Here is a 21,383-nt window from a genome sequence, read left to right as displayed (position 1 = left end):
TAGGAAGCTGATTGTTCTCATAACCATTTTCTTGAAATACTGGTTGTTGGTTTTCGCTCGTTCCACCACAAAATCCGAATACCCAGAAATTCAATCAGGCACGTCTCCTGCTTCGTACGAAGCCTTGTCTAAACATGTAAACCTGAATATTTGCCGCGGCCGCCCGCGCGGCACCTTCTCCATACCGGCAATCTCCACCAAGCTGTGGTCGATCCACTGCAGCAGCAGGCGATGCGCGCTTCGCACCGTAATGCCGAGCAGTGACGCCAGCTCATGGACTTTATAATCGGTTTGACCGGTTTTAGCCCGGTTGTGCAGCAGCCGGCTCAAATATGCGCTGGTCATGCCGGCATCCTCCGCATGCTTCATCAGCTCCGCATCGGTGAAAGACAGCACCTCCCGTACCGGATCGGCCATCTCGAGCGGTCCGATCAGCGTCTCGTCTTCCCTGACGATAAAACAGGCATTCCCACCTGCTTCCTTCGCCTTCCGCATCGCAGTTCGGGCATGAGTGCCGGCCAGGCTGGCCGAACGGCCGAAGCCGATCCCGATGCTCAGCGAAATGCCGTGCGTCGTATTCACATCCTTGGCCAGCGGAATCGTCTTGTATCCGCCGCTTTCGCGTTCGAAGATGCCCCGTGTCGTAAAGAAAAGGTATTCGTCCCCGCCCTGGTGGGCGAGAAATCCGTCCAGCGATTCTACATAGTCGAGTACCATGCGGTGGATGTCCAGCTTCAGCTTCTGGACCTCATGTTCATTGCTCCGCTGCATGGCTACGCGTTCGAAATGGTCGACGTTAATCATCCCGACGACGATTTGAGACTCCTTGCTCCGCCGGGTCTCCGTCGACAGAAGCGCCCGCTCGAGCGCGACGACGATATCTTGATCGGAAGGAAGCAGCCACTCCGAAGGGATACCCATTTCCTCCAAGTGCCGTGCCACTGCCTGCTGTCCTGTAAAAACGATGGAGCATCTGCCCGACGCAAATTCGGCTTGATGGAAAGCGATCAGCTTATCCGGAGACGCATATACCGGACCGTCATACACGTTCCACCGCTCATCGGTCATCCCTAAATCCCTGCAGGCTCTGCGCACCATCGTTTCGGTGAGCGTATCCACAGAGATTCCCCGGTTAAGCAGGCCGCGCTGATGCGCCGCAAACAGCGCCTTATAGAGGCCCGCATCGGTTAACGGTACGTAATGGGCTGGAACGGTTACCCGTGGGTTTTCCTTGACCTTCCTGTGAGACAACGGGTCGGTCAGGAGCAGCACTTCCGTCTCACCGGTTAACGTTTCTGCCAGCTTTGCCGCCTCCGCCGCATCTTCAAATCCCCGGGGAACCGCCTCAAAAGAAGGAAACGTCTCGATCACGCGCAGGATCTGTTCAACCAAACGTTTGGGCCCGATGACCCCAATCGGGATTTGTTGAGCGGCCTGCAGACGTTGAAAAGAATGATTATCCTGGTTTGCTGACACTCCAAGTCCCCCGTTCGTATCCATTAGGATGAAAACTCGGCCGGATCCCCCAATATTCCTTCTTTCAGTCCCTTGAGGTCCAGCCCGTCGACGACAAACGCACGGCGAACCAGATCCGGAGCCACAAATTCATCGTACTTGCCAAGGTACGGGGCTTCTTCCGGAGCGAGGAGCTGTTCTTCGCCGCACCGGGCGCATTCCACCGCGATCTCTCGGATCAGCGTGCCGGCGTCGCTGTTGCCGGCCGCGACCATGTAGTAAGGCTCCATAGGGACGATGGATCTCAGAGAGAGCCGACCTGCCAAGTGGTGCTTCAGCATCCGTTCCAGCGTGCGGAACTGCTTGCTGCCGACCCACGGCAGCACAAAAAGCGAATCGCCGCCGGCCGGAATGACGATGTCGCGGAGGAGTCCGCTTTCTCTCGCCAGTCGCCGGGCTCGTTCCAAACGATTCACCGCCTGTGGCGACAAGTACGGATAAATCGCAGAATCGGCAAGCACTTCTCTCATTTTCCGCATCACTTTCGTGTGGATGTCGCCGCCCGAACCAAGCCACAGCGTGTCCACCTTGCCTTTGGCCGCCTTGACATAGACCGCCTTGTGCTTGGTGTCCACCTCGACCACTTTCCACAGCTTCCCGGCCAGGGAGAAGCAATAACCGGGCGGCGGAACCGTCGTAATGGAGCCGATTTCCTCGGATCCGTTGTACACGACATGGTCCTCGTCATCTTTAAATACCGCATAAAAACGGTAATTGTTCACGATCTTCTCGCCCGTCAGCCCGATGATGAGGGTCTGTTCCTCGGTCCACTGGATGTGGTCGGTCTGGATCAGGTAGCTGAGAAAAACTTTGAACTCGTCGGGCGTCACATGTTTGAACGAAGGAAGCGTAAGGACCGCACGCGCCAGTTCGGCGGGTTCGGATTCCCCTATGCTCTTCAGCATGCTCATCGTCTGATGGTAGAGCGTCCCGACAGGCATCCGCCGGATGTCATGAGGCTCCACCCATTTATAGCGCACGTAGAGTTCAATCACCGCGATCGCCCGGAGCAGGGTCCAGGGCATTCTCGCAGGTAACGGCGCTTCCTCGTCTTCTTCCTCCTGCACGACAAACAGCATTTCGGAAGCGGAATCGCCCCTGCGTCCGGACCGGCCAAGCCGCTGAACGAAGCTCGATGCGCTGTACGGCGCGCCAAGCTGCACCACCCGCTCCAGTTCCCCCAGGTCGATACCCAGCTCCAGCGTCAGCGTTGCCGCCGCCACGGCCGGTCCCGGCCCGATCTTCAGGGCGCTTTCGGCTTCCTCCCGCAGCATGGCCGAGATGCTGCCGTGATGCACATAAAATACGTCCGGCTGGTTGCGTCTGGCCGCGACCCTGCGCATTTCCAGCGTCGTCAGCTCGGCATCGGACCGGCTGTTCGTAAAAATCAGCGCCTTCTTCAGATGCGTCGTCTCGTAAATATACTCGTAGTATGCTTTACGAGCGTTTTGCAGCTGCTCTGCCTGCTCCTCATCCCGCGCATCGGGAAACGAGAAATGGTCGACCCGAAGCCGCAGCTTGCGGCCGCCCGGCGAGGTGACCACGGATACAGGCTCGGGGCTTCCCGCACCGAGCCAGGCGGTCGCGGAATCGTAGTCGCTCAAAGTGGCGGACAAGCCGACCCGTCTAGGATGGCAGCCTGCCATCCGCTCCAACCTGGTGATCTGGCTCAGCACCTGAATGCCCCGATCTGCGCCCATAAACGCATGCACCTCATCAATAATGATATATCGGAGATCTTGAAATAGGGCCGGGATCGCATTCGGCCGGTTCATCAGCAGCCCTTCCAGCGACTCGGGGGTAATTTGCAGAATGCCCGAAGGATTTCGCATCAGCTTTGTTTTTTCCGCCTGGGATACGTCGCCGTGCCAGTGCCATACCGGAATCCGCGATTCAATCAGCAGGTCCTTCATCCGTTCAAACTGGTCGTTAATGAGCGCTTTGAGCGGCCCAATGTACAATATTCCGACGGACTTCGCCGGCCGCTCGTGCAGTTCGGACATGGCCGGAAAGAAGGCGGCTTCCGTCTTTCCGGAAGCCGTCCCCGCCGCGATCAGCAGATGATTCCGCGTGTCGAAGCAGATGTTGAGCGCTTCGACCTGAGCCGGCCGAAGCGTCTCCCACCTTTTTTTGTAAATATACTCCTGAATGAAGGGAGCCAGCTTATAAAACGGGTTACCGCTCATAGCTCGAACTCCGCCAAAAAGTCGCTAACTTCGTCAGGATCGGCATCCGCCGGCTTCACGCTGCGCTCCCCGACCAGCTGCTCAAAGGTAATTCCCGGATTCTGATGCAGGGTGTGAAGCAGATCCATATAATCGCGGATCACTTCGCGCGGGGTCAGCAGCTGATCCGCCCCGAGCCGCCCGGCTGCATTTTCCATAAACGTAATGATTTCTCCGCTGCCTACTGCAGGCTCATATCCATAATGCATGGCATGAATTCGCGTCAGCTTTTCCAGCAGGATAAAAATTTCTTCGCTCGACAGCATCTCCAGCTTAATGATTGGTCCCGAGTAATTCGCGAAGCCGCTTCCCGCATACCGGCCTTCGATCAGGCGGGAGCGCAGCGCTTCGTAGCTGAAGAGTCCCCTGCGCTCATCCTCCACGAACTGCGGCGTTCCCCCGATAAAGATGCCGAGGTGTTCGGCTTTCCCCTGCATCGTATCATTAAACATCGTCAGCAGCTTCTCATAGTTGCTCTGCCGGGAAACGCTGTTCGTAATTTTGTACAAATTGACCGCTTCGTCGATAAACAGCAGCAGCCCTTTATATCCGATCTTTGCCGTAAACTCCGCCCACAGCTTCATGTAATCGTACCAATTGTCGTCATCGATGATCACGCCGACCTCGAGCTCCCGCCGCGCTTCCGTCTTCGTCGGGATTTCACCGCGAAGCCAGCGCAGAGCCGCCTGTTTGCGGTCGTCGTCGCCCAGCTTATAACCGTTCCAGTAGACCGACAGTACCTTGGCAAAATCAAACCCGTGTACCAGGCTCTGCATCTGCGAAGTCACCGTGAAAATCCGCTGCTCCACCTCTTCATTGAGTCCGGCGTCATTCGGACGGAGTCCCTTCTCCTGCATCGCGGACTGCTGCAAGCCGGCGATCCACTTCTGCAGAATGGCTTCCAAGGCTCCCCCGTCAGGCCGTGTGCGGGTAGACAAATGGGTCATCAGCTCGCGGTACGTGGCCAATCCCTGGCCTTTCGTGCCAACCAGCCGCCGTTCCGGAGACAAATCGGCATCCGCCACGACAAAGTCGCGGTCCATTGCATAGTTACGGAAGGTCTGGAGCAGGAAGCTTTTTCCGCTCCCGTAACGGCCGGTAATAAATTTAAAGCCTGCTCCCCCTTCGGCGATATTGTCCATATCCCTTAAAATGGCGTCCACTTCGGCCCGGCGTCCCACGGCGACATGCTCCAGCCCTACGCGGGGCACGACCCCCGCCGTCAGTGAATTCACGAGCGCGGTGGTCAGCCTTTTGGGTATTTTCACTTCATTCATTCGGTTCATCCTTTCAAGTTCTCCAAGCAATCCATATATTCCTCAGCGATTCGGTCCCCGTCAACCACCAGGTCGCCGATCGTCTCCATGGCCAAGTCATTGATTTCATCAATGATCAAACCGGGCATCGTCCCGTAACGGTCAGCCACCTGGATCAAGTCTGCATCCGGAGAAGATCCTGCCAATGCCCGCAGCGCCTCCAGCTGGTATGGTGCCAGCATCTCAGCAAAGCGGGTCCATTCCTCATCCAGACCGGAGGTGTCCCAAGCTGCCGAAATGACATTTGTGGCTACGGCGGAATCCAATGACACCGAGTCCAACCCTGCCTGTTGTTCTGCTGCTGCGAGTTCCGGCTTGTGATCCGTTTCAGGTAAGTCTACCTGTTCTTGATTGGTGCCTGCAGCTGCATCCGTAACTTGGTCAGATCCTGACTCAAATCGGGGAGCCGTCTCCGTATCGCCTGCAGGTTCCCTCGCCTCATCTGAGTGAAGACGAGCGATCGGGACGGTGGCCGTCCCGTGACCAGACGGATCCGAATAGACGTCGCTCGACTGATTTGCTGAGCCAGCTGCATCCTCGTCATTCTCCCCTGGCGTGCCCGGTTCTTCAACAGTGAGCATGCTGCGGACATATTCGGTGTCCTTTTGCAGAGAAGCAAGCTTGTCCGAATCGATCACAATGGCCGGTCTCTCCTCCTTCCGGCCGTTCAGCTCCCGCTTCAAATAAAGCTCCACAAGACGCTCGATTGAGGGGGCGATTTCTACACCTCTTAGACGCCCCTTGAATCCGCGGTGTTCCCGCAGCTTATTTTCCGTGTACCGGATGAGTTGCGTCACCCAGTTCCGCAGTGGAGCATGATTTCGGATCGGAGTGGTGGTGACCGGAAGTAAACGACCATACAAACGGGCATCGTACACTGCTCTGTGGAACAAATACCGTTCGGTCGTTTTTGGCGGTATGTCCGGCGCAAATAATTCCTTCCATTGATCGTTTTCCTTTTCGCGCAAATACCCGGCAGCCAGCGATACAATTCGTGGAACATGATCATCCAGATCCTCCTGGCCCGCTTCCAGATAAAACCTGCTGTCTTGGACATCGTAGTCGCTTAAGATTAGCAGCAATTCCATCGGAATCTGCAGCGGTTTTTCTTGGAACAAACGCACGAGCTCCAAATCCATCAGCTCATGGGACAGCAAGCTGCCCGCCCTTTGCGTAATGTGAATCAACGGAATATCAAGCTCGTGAATAAGCACAAAATCGGCGGTCCATTCCTTTAAATAATGATCCAGCCTGGGGAACTTGTCCCGGTAAGCCGTCCAAATCTCATCCAGCAGCCTGTATCCTTCCCTGGGATCGGACCAGCCGACTTGATGAATCAGCTCATAAACGTATATGAAGACATAGGACAGATCCGTAGGATGATAACGACCCTGCCGCACTTCGCTCCTCCAGTAAAAATACCAATTCCGCTGAGCCTCGGTCATCTGCTGGTAAGTCGCCCAATAGCTCATAAAAGGAACAAATGGGGCCGGATCGCCAACTTCATCCGCTCTCCCAAGCGCTTCCTCGGCGAAGGCCTGCTCCCGGCTCTCCATACTGAACGTTATGGATTTTGACGGAGTGGAGGCAGCGGGGTCCCGGGCGGGAATGCGCATTCCTTCGCCGGCATCTCCGCCCAGGTCGATTTCCGTAAATTCAATGGGTCCTCTTTCGTTATTTTTCACGTACATCCATCCCTAACCGGTGATTTCTAAACAAAATGCGAACCAGCCTAACCAGATTTGCAAATCAAAATTATTATATCATGGCAGCTCCGAAACTTTATGGAAATCGAAACTGAATTACAAGCATTTAACAACTATTTCTAGTGAAAATAAATGGCTTGTGTTGCTTAATCACTAACGTAACCGTCTCACGCACCTCTGTCTCGCGACTTAGGGGGTCCATCAGGATTTTTCGTTTATGTGTTGATTATAGAACGCACGTTCGCCATTTTCAAGGCCCGAATCGAAACGCACGCAAGCCGGCGCCAAAAGTTCTGGCGCCGGCTTGCGGCAGACAGGAAGGCTTAACCGCCGCCTTCCGTCTCATTCGAAGATACTATTTTTGCGCGATGAGCGTGTACATCATCTTCGCTGTTTCTGCGCGGGTGACTTGACCCTGCGGATCGAACATGTCGCTGCCTTTACCGTTCATCAGTCCGAGCTGACCGGCTTCCGTAACAGCCTGCTTAGCCCATCCGGATACGTCCTGCATATCGACGAAGCTGCTCGATGCAGCCGATTCGCCGCTCCAGTTCATCGCTTTCGCCAGCTTAGCCATAATGGATGCGGCTTCCTCACGGCTGATCGGATCCAGCGGTCTGAACGTGCCGCCGCTTCCTTGGATGAGCCCGAGTTTTGCGGCCTCAGCCACCGCGCCGGCGTAATAGCTGTCCGCCGGAACATCCGTGAAGGCCGAACTTCCCGTAGCTTGCGAGGCTGTTCCCATGATGCGCATAGCCAGCGTGAGGAAATCCGCACGGCTGACGTTCAGCTTAGGCCCGTACTGGTTATCGTCGAGTCCGTTGACCAGATGTTTGGCCGCCAGCTTGCCGATGTATTCGTCCGCCCAGGAGCCGTTCACATCCGCAAATTGTTTATGATACTCCAGCACAGCGAACGGAGCAAGATGATCTGCGGTTAAGCTGAACGAGCTGCCGCTGAAGTGCACGCCAAGGTATTTAGGCTGGCCGCTGCCCAGTTCATAAACCCCAGCGTAGTCGGTATCCAGGTTTTGCTGCTGCTCCGTGGTGAGTTTACCCTCGACCGTAACGGGTCCACCCAGATTCTGGATCTCGGATTCGGCCTGACCATTGACCTTAACCAAACTCAGTGTGTACACCGGTCCGGCGAGACTATATTCGGAATTTGTGCCGATGGCATCTCTAACAGCCTGGGTGGCTGTACTGTTCATTGTCGCATCCATACGCAGAACCAATTGCTGCGCATCGGTCAGTGAGCCCGGCCATGATGCCGCTGGCACCGTAACCGTCATGTCCGGCCCGGTAACGATCAGAGACAGACCGTTTTGTTTGGCTTTGGCCACGCTGGCTGCAGGCAGGGACAAGGAAGCCGCCTGTTGCCCTTGACCATTCGCTCCGTCGAGCGTGATGACAATTTTGCCATTCGTGCTTTCGGTCATCGCTTGGTCCAATACTTTCGCATCGGCCTGATAGCTTCCGTTCGTGCCCGGCTTCAGCACCACGGTTCCCTTATTGCCGCCCGTTCCCGGAGCAGAAGGCGTTTCAGAGGAAGTGGCGTTTCCATTGCCCGGTTGTGATGGGGTTGTTCCGCCGCCATTTCCGCCACCGTTGCCTCCGCTGCCGCCTCCGTTGTTTCCACCGTTATTTCCTCCGTTACCGCCTCCGGGGTTGCCGGAATTGTTTTTCCCGGTGTAAAAGTCCCAAATATCGGAGAGCGTACTGCCGCTGTGCGCGTCTTCCGCCTTCACGTACCACTGCTGGTAGCTGTTCGCAGGCAATCCGTTCCATACGACAGATGCCTGAGACCCGCTGGCCACATCGCGGCTGCTGCCGATTTCGCTATCGGTATATACTTTGACGCTGATGTAATCCGTTGCAACCTGTTTCTTTTTCGGCTGAAGATCCAGATCCAGGTCAAACTCGTCCTTGTTCGGATTTTCCTGCGGATCATAATAGTTATAATCGTTCAAATATGGCGAATACGTTTTGATATGAAGCTTGTTGTTTTTCATATCGAACTGCATAAGACGAATGTAACCCAGCCCGCCTTCTGGCGCTCCCTGGTAATCGGCAAGCATTTGATACACGCTGCGGTCAGGCACGCCGTCGCCGTTGTCGTCGAGCTCATCCACCTTCAGCTCCGCGTCGTGATAATGCCCGGACAGTGCAGCGATGACATTCTTGTTCGGCTTCACGACTTTTTCGAAAATTTGGTCCGCAATCGGCGCTCGGTTATTCGATACGAGCATGTACTCATGCAGGCACAGGATCGCTTTGCGCTCCGGATACTTGGAAACCACTTCGTTCATCCATTCAATTTCGTCGTCCCCGAGGCCCCAACCCATGTAGACGATGATAAAGTCATTTCCGTTCGAGGACACCAGATCGTAATGACCGCGGTTGTTGTCATAAGAGCCGGCAAACGTCGAGTTGTTTTTAAACCGGTCCTCCCCGAAATACTCCTTGAACTTCGTATAATCGTTGTCCTGATGACCCACGTCGTGGTTACCAGCCAGGACGCCGTAAGGAATGCCGGCATTCTCCAGCACCTTCATGTCCTTGTCGGCTTCGACCCACTGATACTCTTCATAGGATTTGTCGACGACGTCGCCCGTGTGAATGACGTATTGAATATTCATCTTTTCCTTTTGGGCAACGATCCAGTTGACGATATCCTGATAAATCTTCGGATAGCTTTGCGAATAATATTGCGTGTCGGACATCCAGACAAACGAGAAGTCATAAGGATCTTCCTGCTCTGGCGAAGGCTTGGTGCCTGCGGCCGCACCATCTGCCGCCGCGGCGATTTCGTCCTGCACCATGACGTCGATCGCTTGGCCGGATGCATAATCTCCCGCCTGGACGGTCGCGTTCAGCTCAAAGTCTTCGGTTCCCGCGATCACATGGTCGAGCTGGATCCATTGGCTCTGCGCAGGACTCCAGGCATACAGGCTGACCTTGCGGCCTTCAAGCGATTTTCCTTTCCAGTGGATGTCCACGCGATCCGCCGCTTTCACGGATGGGTCAAGCTTCACTTGGAATCGTTGATAAGGGAACTTGTCCACCGACTCATTCATTAAATATTTGCCGTCTTCCGCACTGATTTTGGCGTAGTCTCCCGGATTCATCTGCGTTTCGCCGGCAGAAGCCATTTCCTTCGGAGGCTCGGTCACCGAAGCATTCAAGTAACCGGTAAAGTCCTCCGTCCGGTTACCGTCGTATTTATACCCTTTGTAAAAAAGTACGTTCATCATGTCCTGACTGGGGTCCTGCACCTTCACCGTCAGATTGGCGCTGCTTCCCACGTTCGTCTGCCCTTGCTGCGGGCTGACCAGCTCCGGAGCCAGCGGATTCTCGTCCGGAACTGTGAATTTCACAGTCTTCGTGCTTTCATTGCCCGCGGTGTCCACCGCATGAATGGTCAGCGTATGCATGCCGCCCGTCAGCGATCCGGACGAAGTTTGATACGGAAGCTTGACACTCTGATCGTCCAGCTTCACATCGACCTTGTCCACCCCGGCGAAGGCATCCTTAATTTCGGCATCCAGCGTAAACTCCCCGCGATATTCCTTGCCGTCTTCGATAGACGGTTTGATCTCCGGTGGCGTGTTGTCCACAATGACGCTTGACTTAAATTCATCCGTTCCGTCCGTCACTTTGATTTCGTGTGGGCCGTCTTTCGCTTCGAGCGTGTTCCAGGCGTAAGCCTTGGACTTCAGCTGGTGGGCAGTCAGGTTAAACTTGAACCCTACGGACTCGTTTTTCCCGGCGGAATCCCCCATTTTGATCACTTGATCCTTAACGGCATAGGCCGGGTCCCAGATTTCAGTTCCGTCCGCGAGCACAAGTCTTACGTTCTTGATCTCGAAATCGTCCTTGTTCTCTTCCGGGCGGTCGTCGAACGGCCCCGTTTTGGAACCGGCGCGAACATAGATAACGTTGTCGTTACCCGCCTGGAGGCGGTCGGCGCTGATCGGGAATGAGAGCGTCGTATATGTTGTGATCGGATCCAGGAACGTATACAGGATCGATTGGTCTCCGAGCTCTGCCGGTCCCATCGTCACTGCATTTTTGAAGTAATAATCGACATTGACCGCATCGAAAACAAAGTAAGCGTCATGCTCCAGCTGGGTGAACGTGCTGTCATCCGCAATCGGTTTGCCGTCAATGCTCAGCTGCAGGCTGCCTGATCCGAGGGATTCGGCCGTACCTTTAATGGTGCTTGTCCCTTTTATGACCTGTTGATCCTTCACGTTCAGCCGCAGCGGAGAAGAATCGGGTCCGCCCGTAACGTCTACTTTGACAACGTCGGATTTCGTTTCGTTTACGCCGTCTGACGCGACGAAATAATATTCGATGTATTTTCGGCCGATCAACTCGGCGGAGGACAGCTTGTAGTGGTACATCGTATCGTTGAAATCCTCAGACAGGTTATGCAATGTATAGTCGCTCTGCTTGTCGGAGCGAACGTATACCTGAACGGACCGGACTTCCTTGTCATCCTGGGCATCAGCGATCAGCTCCAGGCTCTTGGATTGATCGATTTCCCGTACCTTGGTGACGTCTTCGATCGTCGGAGCATTGTTGTCCTCTTCCTGATGGACCGGCTCGCTTGGGACTTGAGAGGCCGCTACCGATCCCGGGGATGCCGCTTGGGTTCCGGTGCTTGCCTTGATCATGGTCGTGCTGCCGTTCTGCGGGAATGCATAATGCAGCCCCATGTTTTCCTTGGTTTCGTCGCCTTTCGTGCCGTTTTCGTACAAGGTATCCGCGTCATAATAAGCCGCCGAAATCTCCTTGCCGGTATTGGTCTTAATAACGATGGCGCGGCGTCCGGAATTGGACATCCCGTCGCTTTGAATCATAAACAGATTATCGTTTTCCACCAGATTCGTTTTGTAGAAGTCGTTGAATTGTTGCGCCGTATAAGACTGGTTGGCGCTGTTTTTGATCCAGAAAACAACCGTTCCCTTGGATGGGATAACAAAGTCTTCCTTCGTCGATGGCCATACGACATCACCGGCCGTCCCTTTATCCGGGTAGCGGTAATACAGCTTATAGTTATTAAAAGAAACCGGCTGGTCGGTATTGTTATACACTTCAATCGCTTCATATGCGTCGGTCGACGTCCCGGTCACGTTCGTGGTATTCGGAACTAGCTCTGTGACCAGCAGCGGAGGTGCCTTAGCCGGGTCAAATTCGGGCAGGTTCACCTTGGCGGAGTATGCTTTCTCCGTCTCGTTGGCTGCAATGCGGTAATCGATTTGGGACTCAACCAGCGCCGCGGCCGGAATGGTCGCCTTATAGTCGCCCGTACCTTGAGCGTCAGTCATCGGGATCACCGTATATCTCGTTTGGCCAGGCGTTTTGTAAAGCAGCTGCACAGGGGCCGGAGTACCGTCGCTGTTCTTGCCCGGATTCTCGACATGGGCCTGAATCTCGAGGTCCTGCACGTCAACAGAAGTTGGCGGCGTATGGGTGATAACCGTCTCGCTTCCTTCAGGTACTTCAACTGGAATGATCTGTGCAGGATCAACCGTTCCCGGTGTCGCCGGGGTTTGTCCGGAAGCAGCCATCACCGCCATTTGCACGCTGCCTGCCGCCGGATGCTGAAACAGAATGCCCTGATTCGTCTTGACATGCTGGGCTTCGTATGAAGCCGTCATGATGATATTTCCAGTACTGTCCTTAATGGACAGCGTTCTAGCGTCACTATTGGCCATGCCACCGCCGCCGTTGATCCGGAACAGGTTCTGTCCCTCCAACAGGCTCGTTTCGAAATTTGCATTAAAGCTTTCCTGGGTTTCGGCATCGTTCTTGCCGTTCATAATCCAGAATACGGCCGGGCTGTGTGCAGGAATGATCATATCCCCATCCGTGACCGGCTTCCAAGTGTTTGTATTATTGTAGAAGAATGAATAGTCCTTGAAATTGATGGCCTGATCCGTGTTGTTATAAACTTCGACATATTCGTAAGCATCAGCCCCATTTACGTTGTCGGTATCCGGAACCAACTCGGTAATCAGAAGCGGTAAATCGGCTGTGGAAATATTCGGCACCGCATCCTGCCCGGTGCTTGCGCCTGTTTCGCTTCCCTTGATAGGCGTGTTATAAGCGATTGTCTGCAGCACCTTGGACTGTTCGTCCAGCAGCGTTATCGAATAATTCAGAATAGTGCCCTTTAACGCCTCTGCTGGAATGATTGCATTGTATGTATCCTGCTTGCCTTCGGCCCGTACCAACGGTACCGATGCTTCGGTGTTCCCGTCCACCACATACTTCACGACACCTGACCAAGAGGCTGCGGCTGTTCCTGTTATGACGGCACTCACTGTGAAATCCTGATCGGCCGAAACTTCAGCAGGTGCCTGATGATCGATCTGCAGCGTATTTTGCGTCTCCTGCCCCTCCTGCGGGGTCTCCGTGTTCGTGCTGTTACCTGCTGCGGGGGCGGCGGGATCGTTCACCGGCTCCGCCGTCATGAAAGGCGCCGTCTGATCGCTCAGGCCGTCCGCATAGCTGACGGGTGCCGCCGCGCTGATCAGCATACTGCCAAGCATAACAGCGGACACGCTGCGCTGCAGCTTACTTGTCCTCTTCAATGGGTAAGTCTCTCCTTCACTCCTGAAATGTTGTCTGCATCCTGATGGCTGCATACTTCAGTGTAGAGAGGTTTTATTTACGGCATGTCATTGGAATGTAAAGGGATCGTTAACCTCATTAAATTTTCAGCCCGGTAAAGTAAAAACTTGACTCAGCAAAAAAAAGGACTGCGGCAAAAGCCGGCAGTCCTCGTCATGTCATGTAACAGCAAAGGAATGAATGATAACAAATTCATCCTCTATGATAAGTTGGAATCTACGGGTTACGCCTCCTGCACCGCAGGACCCGCCTCCATAACATCCCGGATCAGCACCTTGCTGCCCGTCTTGGCGCTTTCCAGTGCAGCAAGCACCATGGCCATGCTGTAGATGTTGTCACTGCAGTCCGTTTCCGGCTTGCGCCCCGCTTCAAGCGCCGCGAACATTTCGTCCAAGCAGCCGTGATGAAAGGTGTTGCGCATGGAATCAAGCACGCCGGGTACGCGCGTATATTCGCGGATAAACTTGCCGTCCTGATCCCCTTCGGATACGACTTCGGCATAAGGTTCGCCGTGTCCGTCCCAAACGGCCGTCCCCTTTTCTCCGGTGACGCGCCAGGATGCTTCCCAGGATGTCGGCATCCCCTCGGCGCACCAGGAGCCGCGGTAGTTGAAAACTGTGCCGTCGGACATCTCAAAGATGCAGATCGCCATGGCATTCCCCTCATACCAGGACCCTGGAGGATTAAATTCGTGGCAGTATACCGAGACCGGATGGGCTCCCGTGATGAGGCGGGCCTGATCAAACGTATGGATCGCCATGTCCAGGAGCAGCGGGCTGGCCATTATATCGCGGAAGCCGCCGAAATGTGCGCCGATAAAGAAGTCTGCCCCGATAAACCCCGTGCGCCCGATGGTCCCCCCGGCAATCAGCTTGCGGAAGGCCCGGATGCGCGGGTCGTAACGGCGATTCTGCATCACGGCATGCGTGCGCCCGGTCCGCGCCGAACTCCGGACAATGTCGAGACAGTCCTCCATCGTTTCTGCCAGCGGCTTTTCCGCAAATACGTCGCAGCCCAGCTCCAGGGCCGTTGTGCTCACGCTATGATGGCTCGAAGGAATGGTCACGTCAAAAACCAGATTCGCTCCCGAAGCTTGTATCGCTTCCTTCACATCTGTAAATACGGGGCAGTTCAGCGACTTGCGCTCAGCCATCGCCAGCGCCGCATTCTTGTTAATATCCACCAGTCCGACGATCTCGGTGTCTTCCCGGCCGGCCGCGTAGTCGACCCAGGTATTCGCCATGCCGCCGCAGCCTGCGACGACGACTTTGTACTTCGCAGTCATCCGCTTGTCCTCCTACACCGGATTCGGGATGAAATCCCCGCCCCGGCACCGTTTTAAATAATTCAATGCGTGAACCTGGCCTGTCATCTCCAGTTCGCCCCTGTAAACCGGGTCATGCCAGCCCTCGATGTCGATCGTTCCCTGATATCCGTTCTGCCGCAAAATAGTGATGACGTCCGCCCAGTTGCTGTCGCCGAATCCCGGCGTCCGGTGCCAGACGAACGGCTGATTGCCGTGAACGCCGTGCTCCTTGACGACATCCCATGCGATCGTAGCGTCTTTTCCATGCACATGGAACACTTTCGGGGCCCATTTGCGAAGCTGCGGGATCGGATCGATCAGGCTGACCATTTGGTGGCACGGCTCCCATTCCAGTCCAAGATTGTCCGCGGGCACGGCATTGAACATCATTTCCCACGCAGCCGGACCATGGGCGATATTCCAGTCCCCGGTTCTCCAGGTGCCGTCCATATCGCAGTTTTCAAAAGCCAATTTGACGCCTTGACCTGCCGCCCGCCGCGCCAGCTCGCCAAATACCTCTGTAAATTTCGGGATGGATTCGTCAATGGGACGACCCGTCAAACGGCCCGTGAAACCGGATACAATTTCAGTGCCAAACAGATGGGCATGATCGATCAGCCGCTCCCATGTCGCCAGCGTATCCGCATTGTTGCCTTCCCCGGTCAAAGGATTGCCGAACACGCTGATGGCCGAAATGACAAAATCATGCTCATCCGCCAGCTCCCTCATTCGCGCAGCAAGCTCTTTCAGATCGGTGTCCCCCGAGGTTTGCCAAAAGGTCAGATTAAACGATTCAAAGCCGTGCTTGACGATCTGCGGGATCACCCGGACCGCGTCGGCGCCGCCTACAAGCGTTCCGATACGGATGATGTTGGTATTCAATATTGTGATCACTCCTATATTGACATATAGTATTCATAACACCACCATTATAGCGGGGAGAACCGCCGTTTTCTCTACCCGATCTTGTGGAATACTAGTCTGATTTTGAGGGGGTGTGGTGATGACCTATCCCAGGGACTTATGGGAAGATACCGCGCTGGAAAATACGGCTTATCCGTTTCAGCTTTTTCAGAACCGCTGTCTTGCCGCCCGCGCCGGCCACTGTATTTTGTACCTGCACTGGCATGAGCATTTCGAGCTTCTCGTCATGAAGCGAGGCAGCGCCGTCATCCATATCGACAGCCGACCGTATGCCGCTGCTGAAGGGGATGTGCTCATCATTCCCGGCGGGAGCCTTCACGTAGGTTACTCCCTCGCCGAAGGCGACGTCCATTATGACTGCATTGTTGTCAATGCGTCCCTGTTCAACGATTGGCTGCATGATCCCATACATATTCAATACGTCGCCCCCTATCTGGAAGGCAGGCTTCGGTTCCCTGTAAAAATAAGCTGTTTTGAAGAAGGGCATCCCGGTTATTTGGCCCACTTGGAGGAGATCATCGGGGAACTCAGCTCCAAGCCTCCGGCTTACCAGCTGACGGTGAAGTCCAGGCTGCACCTCTTCTTGACGCTGATGGCCAGGGAGAATAAGCCGAGCCTGCTTGAAGCAGAGGCGCATAACGCTTATTTTCCCAACCGGGAGAGGTTTAAACAGCTGATCCGGCATATCGAATCGAACTTTTCGGACAAGATGACCGTCGAGCAGGCGGCCAGGCAGGTCAGCCTGAATCCGTACTATTTCTGCAAGCTGTTCAAGCGGTTGACGGGCCGTACTTTTGTTGAATACGTTAACATTTGCAGAGTAAAGGAGGCCCGGCGCCTCCTGACCGAAACCAACGATTCCGTGACGGAGATCGCTTCCCGTGTAGGGCTTGACAACCCGAACTATTTTACGAAGCTCTATAAAAAGTACATGGGGACTACACCGACCAGGGAAAGAAAAAGCTGATGTCCTCCAAAGACCCGATATTGAACAATCCAGCACCAAAGCGTTCGCGAATTGGTTTACGTAACAAGAATTATGTAACACCGGTGTTCCCTGCATGAAGTCACCTGCCTCGTCTGAGGCGAATTTCAGCCGCTGTACAAATGCAAAGGGCCTAGCCGATAGCTAAGCCCTTTGAGAGATTAATAGATAAATGCCTTGGTGATAATGACCAGGAGAATGAACAGAACGAGAATGGCAGCTACGCTGTTCCCCCACATTCCGCCGCCGTATCCAGCACCAGCTACTTCACTCATGAGCGAGTCCCTCCTTCGTATCGGAATACATCACATTCTATGATTCGATCCTGGGAGAGGAGCGGGCTAAGAGGAAGATTCCCGCCAATATGTGCTGTTGTAATGCAGGGCGCTTTATCCCTTAACCCGGATAGGCTCCAGCGGCGCCCGGTTGCCGTAGACCGGAGCCGCCGCCCCGCTGGGGACTGCCCACTGCACGGCGTTTGTGATGACCCGCTGAATGTCCTCGTTATGATAAGTCGGATAGGTTTCATGACCCGGACGGAAGTAGAAAATTTTGCCACGGCCCCGGTAGAACACGGCTCCACTGCGGAATACCTCACCGCCCTCAAACCAGGACACGAACACCAGCTCATCGGGCGCCGGGATGTTAAAGTGCTCCCCGTACATCTCCTCTTTCGGCAGCTCGATGTACTCGCCGAGCCCGGCGGCAATGGGATGAGCTGGGTTAATGACCCAGATCCGTTCCTTGTCGTCAGCCTCGCGCCATTTCAGCTGCCCGGTAGGCGTTCCGAGCAGCCGGCCGAATATTTTGGAGGCATGGCCGGAGTGAAGCACGATGAGGCCCATCCCGTCCATGACCCGGCGGTAGACTTTGTCCACGACCGAATCCTCGACTTCATGGTGGGCAAGATGGCCCCACCAGACAAGCACATCCGTCTGCGCAAGTACCTCATCGGTCAATCCGTGCTCAGGCTCATCCAGCGTCGCCGTGGCAACCGTTAATCCGGCTTTCTCCAGAAATCCGGCGATCGTGCCATGGATGCCCTCCGGATAAATTTCGCGGACAGCGGCATGGCGCTGCTCATGACGGAACTCATTCCAGACCGTAACTTTCATCATTCAGCACTCCTTTGGAAGCCGATGCCGATGGTCTGGATTTGTCCGGCGCGCTATTTTACGCTGTTATAACGCTCATAGGCATCCGACCGGATGGTCACCAGCCTTTCCAGACCCATCTCATTCAGCTTTTTAATGTAAGCGTCCCACTGCTCGTCGATACCGCCCTTCGTTATCCACTGTGCACGGGTCGTCCGCACATAGGTATCGATATCGGTCGTGAGCGTCGGCAGCTCCTGGAATTCCTCAGCGGTGTACATGACATTCGGGAATGGGGTTGTGACGTAATCCTTGCCCAGCTTGTCGATGGCCAGCTTGAGGCCGTCCCCGTTGCTCGGGTCAAGAATAATGTTTTTCTCAAAGCTTGGGCTCACGTATTTCGGTCCAAAATCACGGACGGAGGAATCCCAATACCACGCGTCCGCGCTGGTGCCAGCCGGCGGGTTCATCAGGGCATAGGTGCCGTCGTCGTTTTTCTTGATGACGGTATCAATGGCGCCCCAGAAGTTCTGGATGCTGGCTTCATTGGTATAAAACTGGTCCGCCCAGCGTGCTGCCGCTTCCGGGTATTTGCATGTCGTGGTGATCAGCAGCTCGTTACGCCGGTAGCTGAGTCCACTCGGATCACCGACTTGATAACGCTTACCATCTGGCCCGGATATTGTCGGTATGGTGACATATTCATCCTTCCATTTGCCGAAAACCGCATCCGGCGTCCACTGGTGGGTGAAGCCGACCAGCGATACGTCCGGATTTTGCTGCTTGGCCGTCAGCATCGTGTTGTCCTGGGTAAACAGCTCCTGGTCGATCAGTCCTTCTGCGAACAGCTGATGCGCCCACTTGATCGCTTCCTTGTATTCCTCAGACGTCGGATAATACACCGGTTTGCCGTCTTTGATCATCATGCCGGTACCGTTCAGATCCGTAATGCCGAACGGATTGAGCAGGTCCATGCTGATGTCGCCGGATCCGCTGTACGGAATTTCGTCCTTTTTGCCGTTTCCGTTCGGGTCGTTTTCTTTAAAAGTCTTCAGCACTTGATGCAGCTCATCAATCGTTTCGGGAACCTGAAGCCCAAGGCGGTCCAGCCAGGCTTTGTTGATGACCGGCTGATTCTGCGTCACCGGACGGGACGGCAGTCTTGCAGGCAGGGAGTACATTTTTCCGTCCGGGAAAGTGCTGAGCTTCTTCAGCTCCGGCGATTCCTCCATGGCCGCTTTCAAATTCGGCATATACTTGTCGATGTAATCGTCCAGCGGGCGGAAAAGGCTGAGATTATTTACGATATCCGAGTCAGAGAAAGCGATGTCCCCGAAGACGATATCCGGCAGCGTGCCGCTGGCCAGCATAATCGATTTCTGCTCACCCCAATCGTTGGAAGACATGACCTGCCAATTGATCTTGATATTCGTGTCTTTTTCCAAATTTTGAAGCCAGGTGTTCTTCGTGAATGTGTCTCCCATGTTCCCCCACCGGACGGTCAGCACATTCAGCGTAATCGTCTCCTTCACGATGGGAAGGCCTGTTTGGTTGAAGCTGTCGCTGCTTTCGGCGGTTTTGCCGCCGGAATCGCCGCCGCTGCACGCCGTCACACCGACCAGCAGCGTGGACACCAGCCCCAAAGTAACCAACAGTTTACCGGCTCTTTTTTTGCCCATTCCAGAAATCCCCCTAATATTTATTAAATGACCTTGCCGTTTATTCCTTGACCGCTCCGATCATCACCCCTTGGTTGAAGTACTTTTGCACGAACGGGTACAGGCACATAATCGGGAGGGTGGATACGATAATGACAGAATACCGCATCATATTCGCCAGCCGCAGCGCGATATTGGCCGCTTCCCCGCTGCCGAGGCTCGACTGCATTTGATTCGTGATCAGGATGTTCCTCAGAATTAACTGCAGCGGATACAAATTGGGATTTTTCAAATATATCAAAGCGTTAAAATAGGAGTTCCAGTAGCCGACGGCGATCCACAAAGCGAGCACGGAGATGACCGCCTTGGACAGCGGCAGCACGACCAGGACATAATAACGCAAGTTGCCGCAGCCATCGATCTGGGCCGCCTCCCACAGGTCTCCCGGAATGCTGGTCTGGAAAAAGGTCCGCGCTACGATGATATCGTAAACGACGACCGAAAATGGCAGCACCATCACCAGGAAGGTATTATACATGTGAAAATCCCGGATGGTCAGAAAGGTTGGAATCAATCCGCCGCTAAAAAACATCGTGAAAATAAAAAACAGGGATATCGCTTTCCGACCGACCAGGTCTTTCCGGGACAGTGCGTAAGCGGCCGATACATTCACGATCAGACCGATCGCTGTGCCGACGACCGTGTAGAGAATGGTATTGCGGTATCCGATCCAAATGTTCTCATGCTTCAGCAGCTCCTTGTATCCGTCGAGCGTGAAGCCTCGCGGAAACAGCCATACCTGACCGTTGCCCACGGCCGAGGGGTCGCTGAAGGAGGCGATGACGATAAAATACAGCGGATAGATGAGAACGATCAGCAGCAGCACCGCGACGATGTAGAGCAAAACTTCCAGAACGCGGTCGGAAGACCGGCCGCCCGTCCTTCCGGTGGCGGTGCTTGCCGCCTGCATGGCTTCCACGGTGTTATTCCCTCCCTTACCACAAACTGTTGCTGCTGAGCTTTTTGGAAATCTGGTTTACCAGAATCAGCAGCACGAAGTTGATCAGCGTATTAAACAGGTTGATAGCTGATGAGAAACTGTACTGGCTGCTGAGCAGACCGATTTTGTACACATAAGTGGAAATGACTTCGCTCGATGAGATGTTCAAGTTGTTCTGCATCAGATACACCTTCTCAAATCCGACGCCCAGCAGCCCGCCCATCCGCAAAATAAACAGGGTGACAGCCGTCGGGATCAGCATCGGAATATCGATGTAACGAATTTTCTGCCAGCGGCTTGCCCCGTCCACGGTCGCCGCTTCATAAAGGCTCGGATCTACGGCTGACAGTGCCGCAATGTAAATAATGCTGTCCCACCCTGCATGCTGCCACACATCCGACCAGACGTACACGCTGCTGAACATCCCGGCCGATCCCATGATGTTGGGTGCGTCCGCACCAAACAGCCGGTACATGCTGCCGATCAGCCCGCTTCCCGGAGACAGCAGAATCAGCATCAGGCCGACCATGACGACGGTAGAAATAAAATGAGGCATGTACGTCACCGTTTGAAAAAACTTTTTAAACCGGTTCGCCCGCATCTGATTCACCATCAAGGCCAGTACGATCGGGATCGGGAATGTCACGATGCTGTACAGGCTGAGAATGAGCGTATTTTTGATCGTGACGGTAAACTGGTAGGAATGAAAAAATTTCTCGAAATACTTCATCCCTGCCCAGGGACTTCCCATAATTCCCAGCGCCGGACTGTAATCCTTAAACGCAATGAGGACGCCGTACATCGGCTTGTAGGAGAACAGCAGCAGCAGAACAGCCGCCGGCAGCAGCAGTACATACAACCCCCAATTCCTCTCGATTCTTCCCCAGGTCCGCCGAACGCCGGATGTCTCTGATTTCAACGCAGGTCCCCCCTCTCTCCTTTCTTTCGGAACAAACTCATTATAGATGCACTTGAAGGTCTTTATCGGACCTCTTGCCGCCGTTATCCGGACC

Annotated in this window: 13 protein-coding genes; 1 reads left to right on the top strand and 12 read right to left on the bottom strand. The window is 54.6% G+C overall.

Features of this window, described 5'->3' with window-relative positions:
* Window positions 1–90: 90 nt before the first annotated feature.
* From FHS19_RS05590 to FHS19_RS05560, 7 genes are all read right to left on the bottom strand, one after another.
* Complete coding sequence (locus tag FHS19_RS05590; protein WP_312887149.1) at window positions 91–1,476, bottom strand: hypothetical protein; 1,386 nt, start codon at window positions 1,474–1,476, stop codon at window positions 91–93.
* A 23-nt stretch (window positions 1,477–1,499) separates the two neighbouring features.
* Window positions 1,500–3,701 (bottom strand): DEAD/DEAH box helicase, encoded by a 2,202-nt coding sequence (locus FHS19_RS05585; RefSeq protein ID WP_183579761.1) that lies wholly within the window; start codon window positions 3,699–3,701, stop codon window positions 1,500–1,502.
* Window positions 3,698–5,017 carry an ATP-binding protein gene (locus tag FHS19_RS05580; protein ID WP_183581461.1) on the bottom strand — a complete coding sequence of 440 codons (1,320 nt, stop codon included), beginning with the start codon at window positions 5,015–5,017 and terminating at the stop codon, window positions 3,698–3,700. Before FHS19_RS05580 ends, FHS19_RS05585 begins: the two co-directional genes overlap by 4 nt.
* Before the next feature lie 5 nt (window positions 5,018–5,022).
* On the bottom strand, window positions 5,023–6,741 hold the full coding sequence (locus FHS19_RS05575; protein WP_183579758.1) for a TerB N-terminal domain-containing protein: 1,719 nt from the start codon (window positions 6,739–6,741) through the stop codon (window positions 5,023–5,025).
* 376 nt (window positions 6,742–7,117) lie between these two features.
* Window positions 7,118–13,363 (bottom strand): S-layer homology domain-containing protein, encoded by a 6,246-nt coding sequence (locus FHS19_RS05570; protein ID WP_183579756.1) that lies wholly within the window; start codon window positions 13,361–13,363, stop codon window positions 7,118–7,120.
* 263 nt (window positions 13,364–13,626) lie between these two features.
* Window positions 13,627–14,688: a Gfo/Idh/MocA family protein gene (locus FHS19_RS05565; RefSeq protein ID WP_183579753.1), complete on the bottom strand. Its 1,062-nt coding sequence runs from the start codon at window positions 14,686–14,688 to the stop codon at window positions 13,627–13,629.
* 12 nt (window positions 14,689–14,700) lie between these two features.
* Entirely contained in the window at window positions 14,701–15,591 is an 891-nt protein-coding gene (locus tag FHS19_RS05560) for a sugar phosphate isomerase/epimerase family protein (protein WP_183579749.1), read from the bottom strand.
* 121 nt (window positions 15,592–15,712) lie between these two features.
* Here FHS19_RS05560 and FHS19_RS05555 point away from each other — a divergent pair, with 121 nt between their 5' ends.
* Window positions 15,713–16,600, top strand: a complete 888-nt coding sequence (locus FHS19_RS05555; RefSeq protein ID WP_183579746.1) for a helix-turn-helix domain-containing protein — start codon at window positions 15,713–15,715, stop codon at window positions 16,598–16,600.
* 179 nt (window positions 16,601–16,779) lie between these two features.
* Here FHS19_RS05555 and FHS19_RS05550 read toward each other — a convergent pair whose 3' ends face one another.
* From FHS19_RS05550 to FHS19_RS05530, 5 genes are all read right to left on the bottom strand, one after another.
* Window positions 16,780–16,893: a sporulation protein YjcZ gene (locus FHS19_RS05550; protein ID WP_084203718.1), complete on the bottom strand. Its 114-nt coding sequence runs from the start codon at window positions 16,891–16,893 to the stop codon at window positions 16,780–16,782.
* Between the two features lie 114 nt (window positions 16,894–17,007).
* Complete coding sequence (locus FHS19_RS05545) at window positions 17,008–17,736, bottom strand: ThuA domain-containing protein (protein ID WP_183579743.1); 729 nt, start codon at window positions 17,734–17,736, stop codon at window positions 17,008–17,010.
* A gap of 50 nt (window positions 17,737–17,786) precedes the next feature.
* A complete protein-coding gene (locus tag FHS19_RS05540) occupies window positions 17,787–19,391 on the bottom strand; it encodes an extracellular solute-binding protein (RefSeq protein ID WP_183579740.1) in 1,605 nt (534 codons plus the stop codon).
* 40 nt (window positions 19,392–19,431) lie between these two features.
* The gene (locus tag FHS19_RS05535) at window positions 19,432–20,340 is read right to left on the bottom strand and encodes a carbohydrate ABC transporter permease (protein WP_183581460.1); all 909 of its coding nucleotides are present in this window, start codon (window positions 20,338–20,340) and stop codon (window positions 19,432–19,434) included.
* Window positions 20,341–20,365: 25 nt separating this feature from the next.
* Window positions 20,366–21,289 (bottom strand): ABC transporter permease, encoded by a 924-nt coding sequence (locus tag FHS19_RS05530; RefSeq protein WP_183579737.1) that lies wholly within the window; start codon window positions 21,287–21,289, stop codon window positions 20,366–20,368.
* Window positions 21,290–21,383: the final 94 nt, after the last annotated feature.

This window comes from Paenibacillus rhizosphaerae (genome assembly GCF_014192015.1).
Lineage (GTDB): Bacteria > Bacillota > Bacilli > Paenibacillales > Paenibacillaceae > Paenibacillus_AQ > Paenibacillus_AQ rhizosphaerae.
Note: the sequence above shows the minus strand (reverse complement) of the source record. Positions and strands in the feature narration are given on the sequence as shown.

Coding starts and splice junctions, on each gene's coding strand:
- FHS19_RS05585 (WP_183579761.1), bottom strand. CDS start 3,701: ATGAGCGGTAACCCGTTTTATAAGCTGGCTCCCTTCATTCAGGAGTAT.
- FHS19_RS05580 (WP_183581461.1), bottom strand. CDS start 5,017: ATGAATGAAGTGAAAATACCCAAAAGGCTGACCACCGCGCTCGTGAAT.
- FHS19_RS05565 (WP_183579753.1), bottom strand. CDS start 14,688: ATGACTGCGAAGTACAAAGTCGTCGTCGCAGGCTGCGGCGGCATGGCG.
- FHS19_RS05555 (WP_183579746.1), top strand. CDS start 15,713: ATGACCTATCCCAGGGACTTATGGGAAGATACCGCGCTGGAAAATACG.
- FHS19_RS05550 (WP_084203718.1), bottom strand. CDS start 16,893: ATGAGTGAAGTAGCTGGTGCTGGATACGGCGGCGGAATGTGGGGGAAC.
- FHS19_RS05545 (WP_183579743.1), bottom strand. CDS start 17,736: ATGATGAAAGTTACGGTCTGGAATGAGTTCCGTCATGAGCAGCGCCAT.
- FHS19_RS05540 (WP_183579740.1), bottom strand. CDS start 19,391: ATGGGCAAAAAAAGAGCCGGTAAACTGTTGGTTACTTTGGGGCTGGTG.
- FHS19_RS05535 (WP_183581460.1), bottom strand. CDS start 20,340: ATGCAGGCGGCAAGCACCGCCACCGGAAGGACGGGCGGCCGGTCTTCC.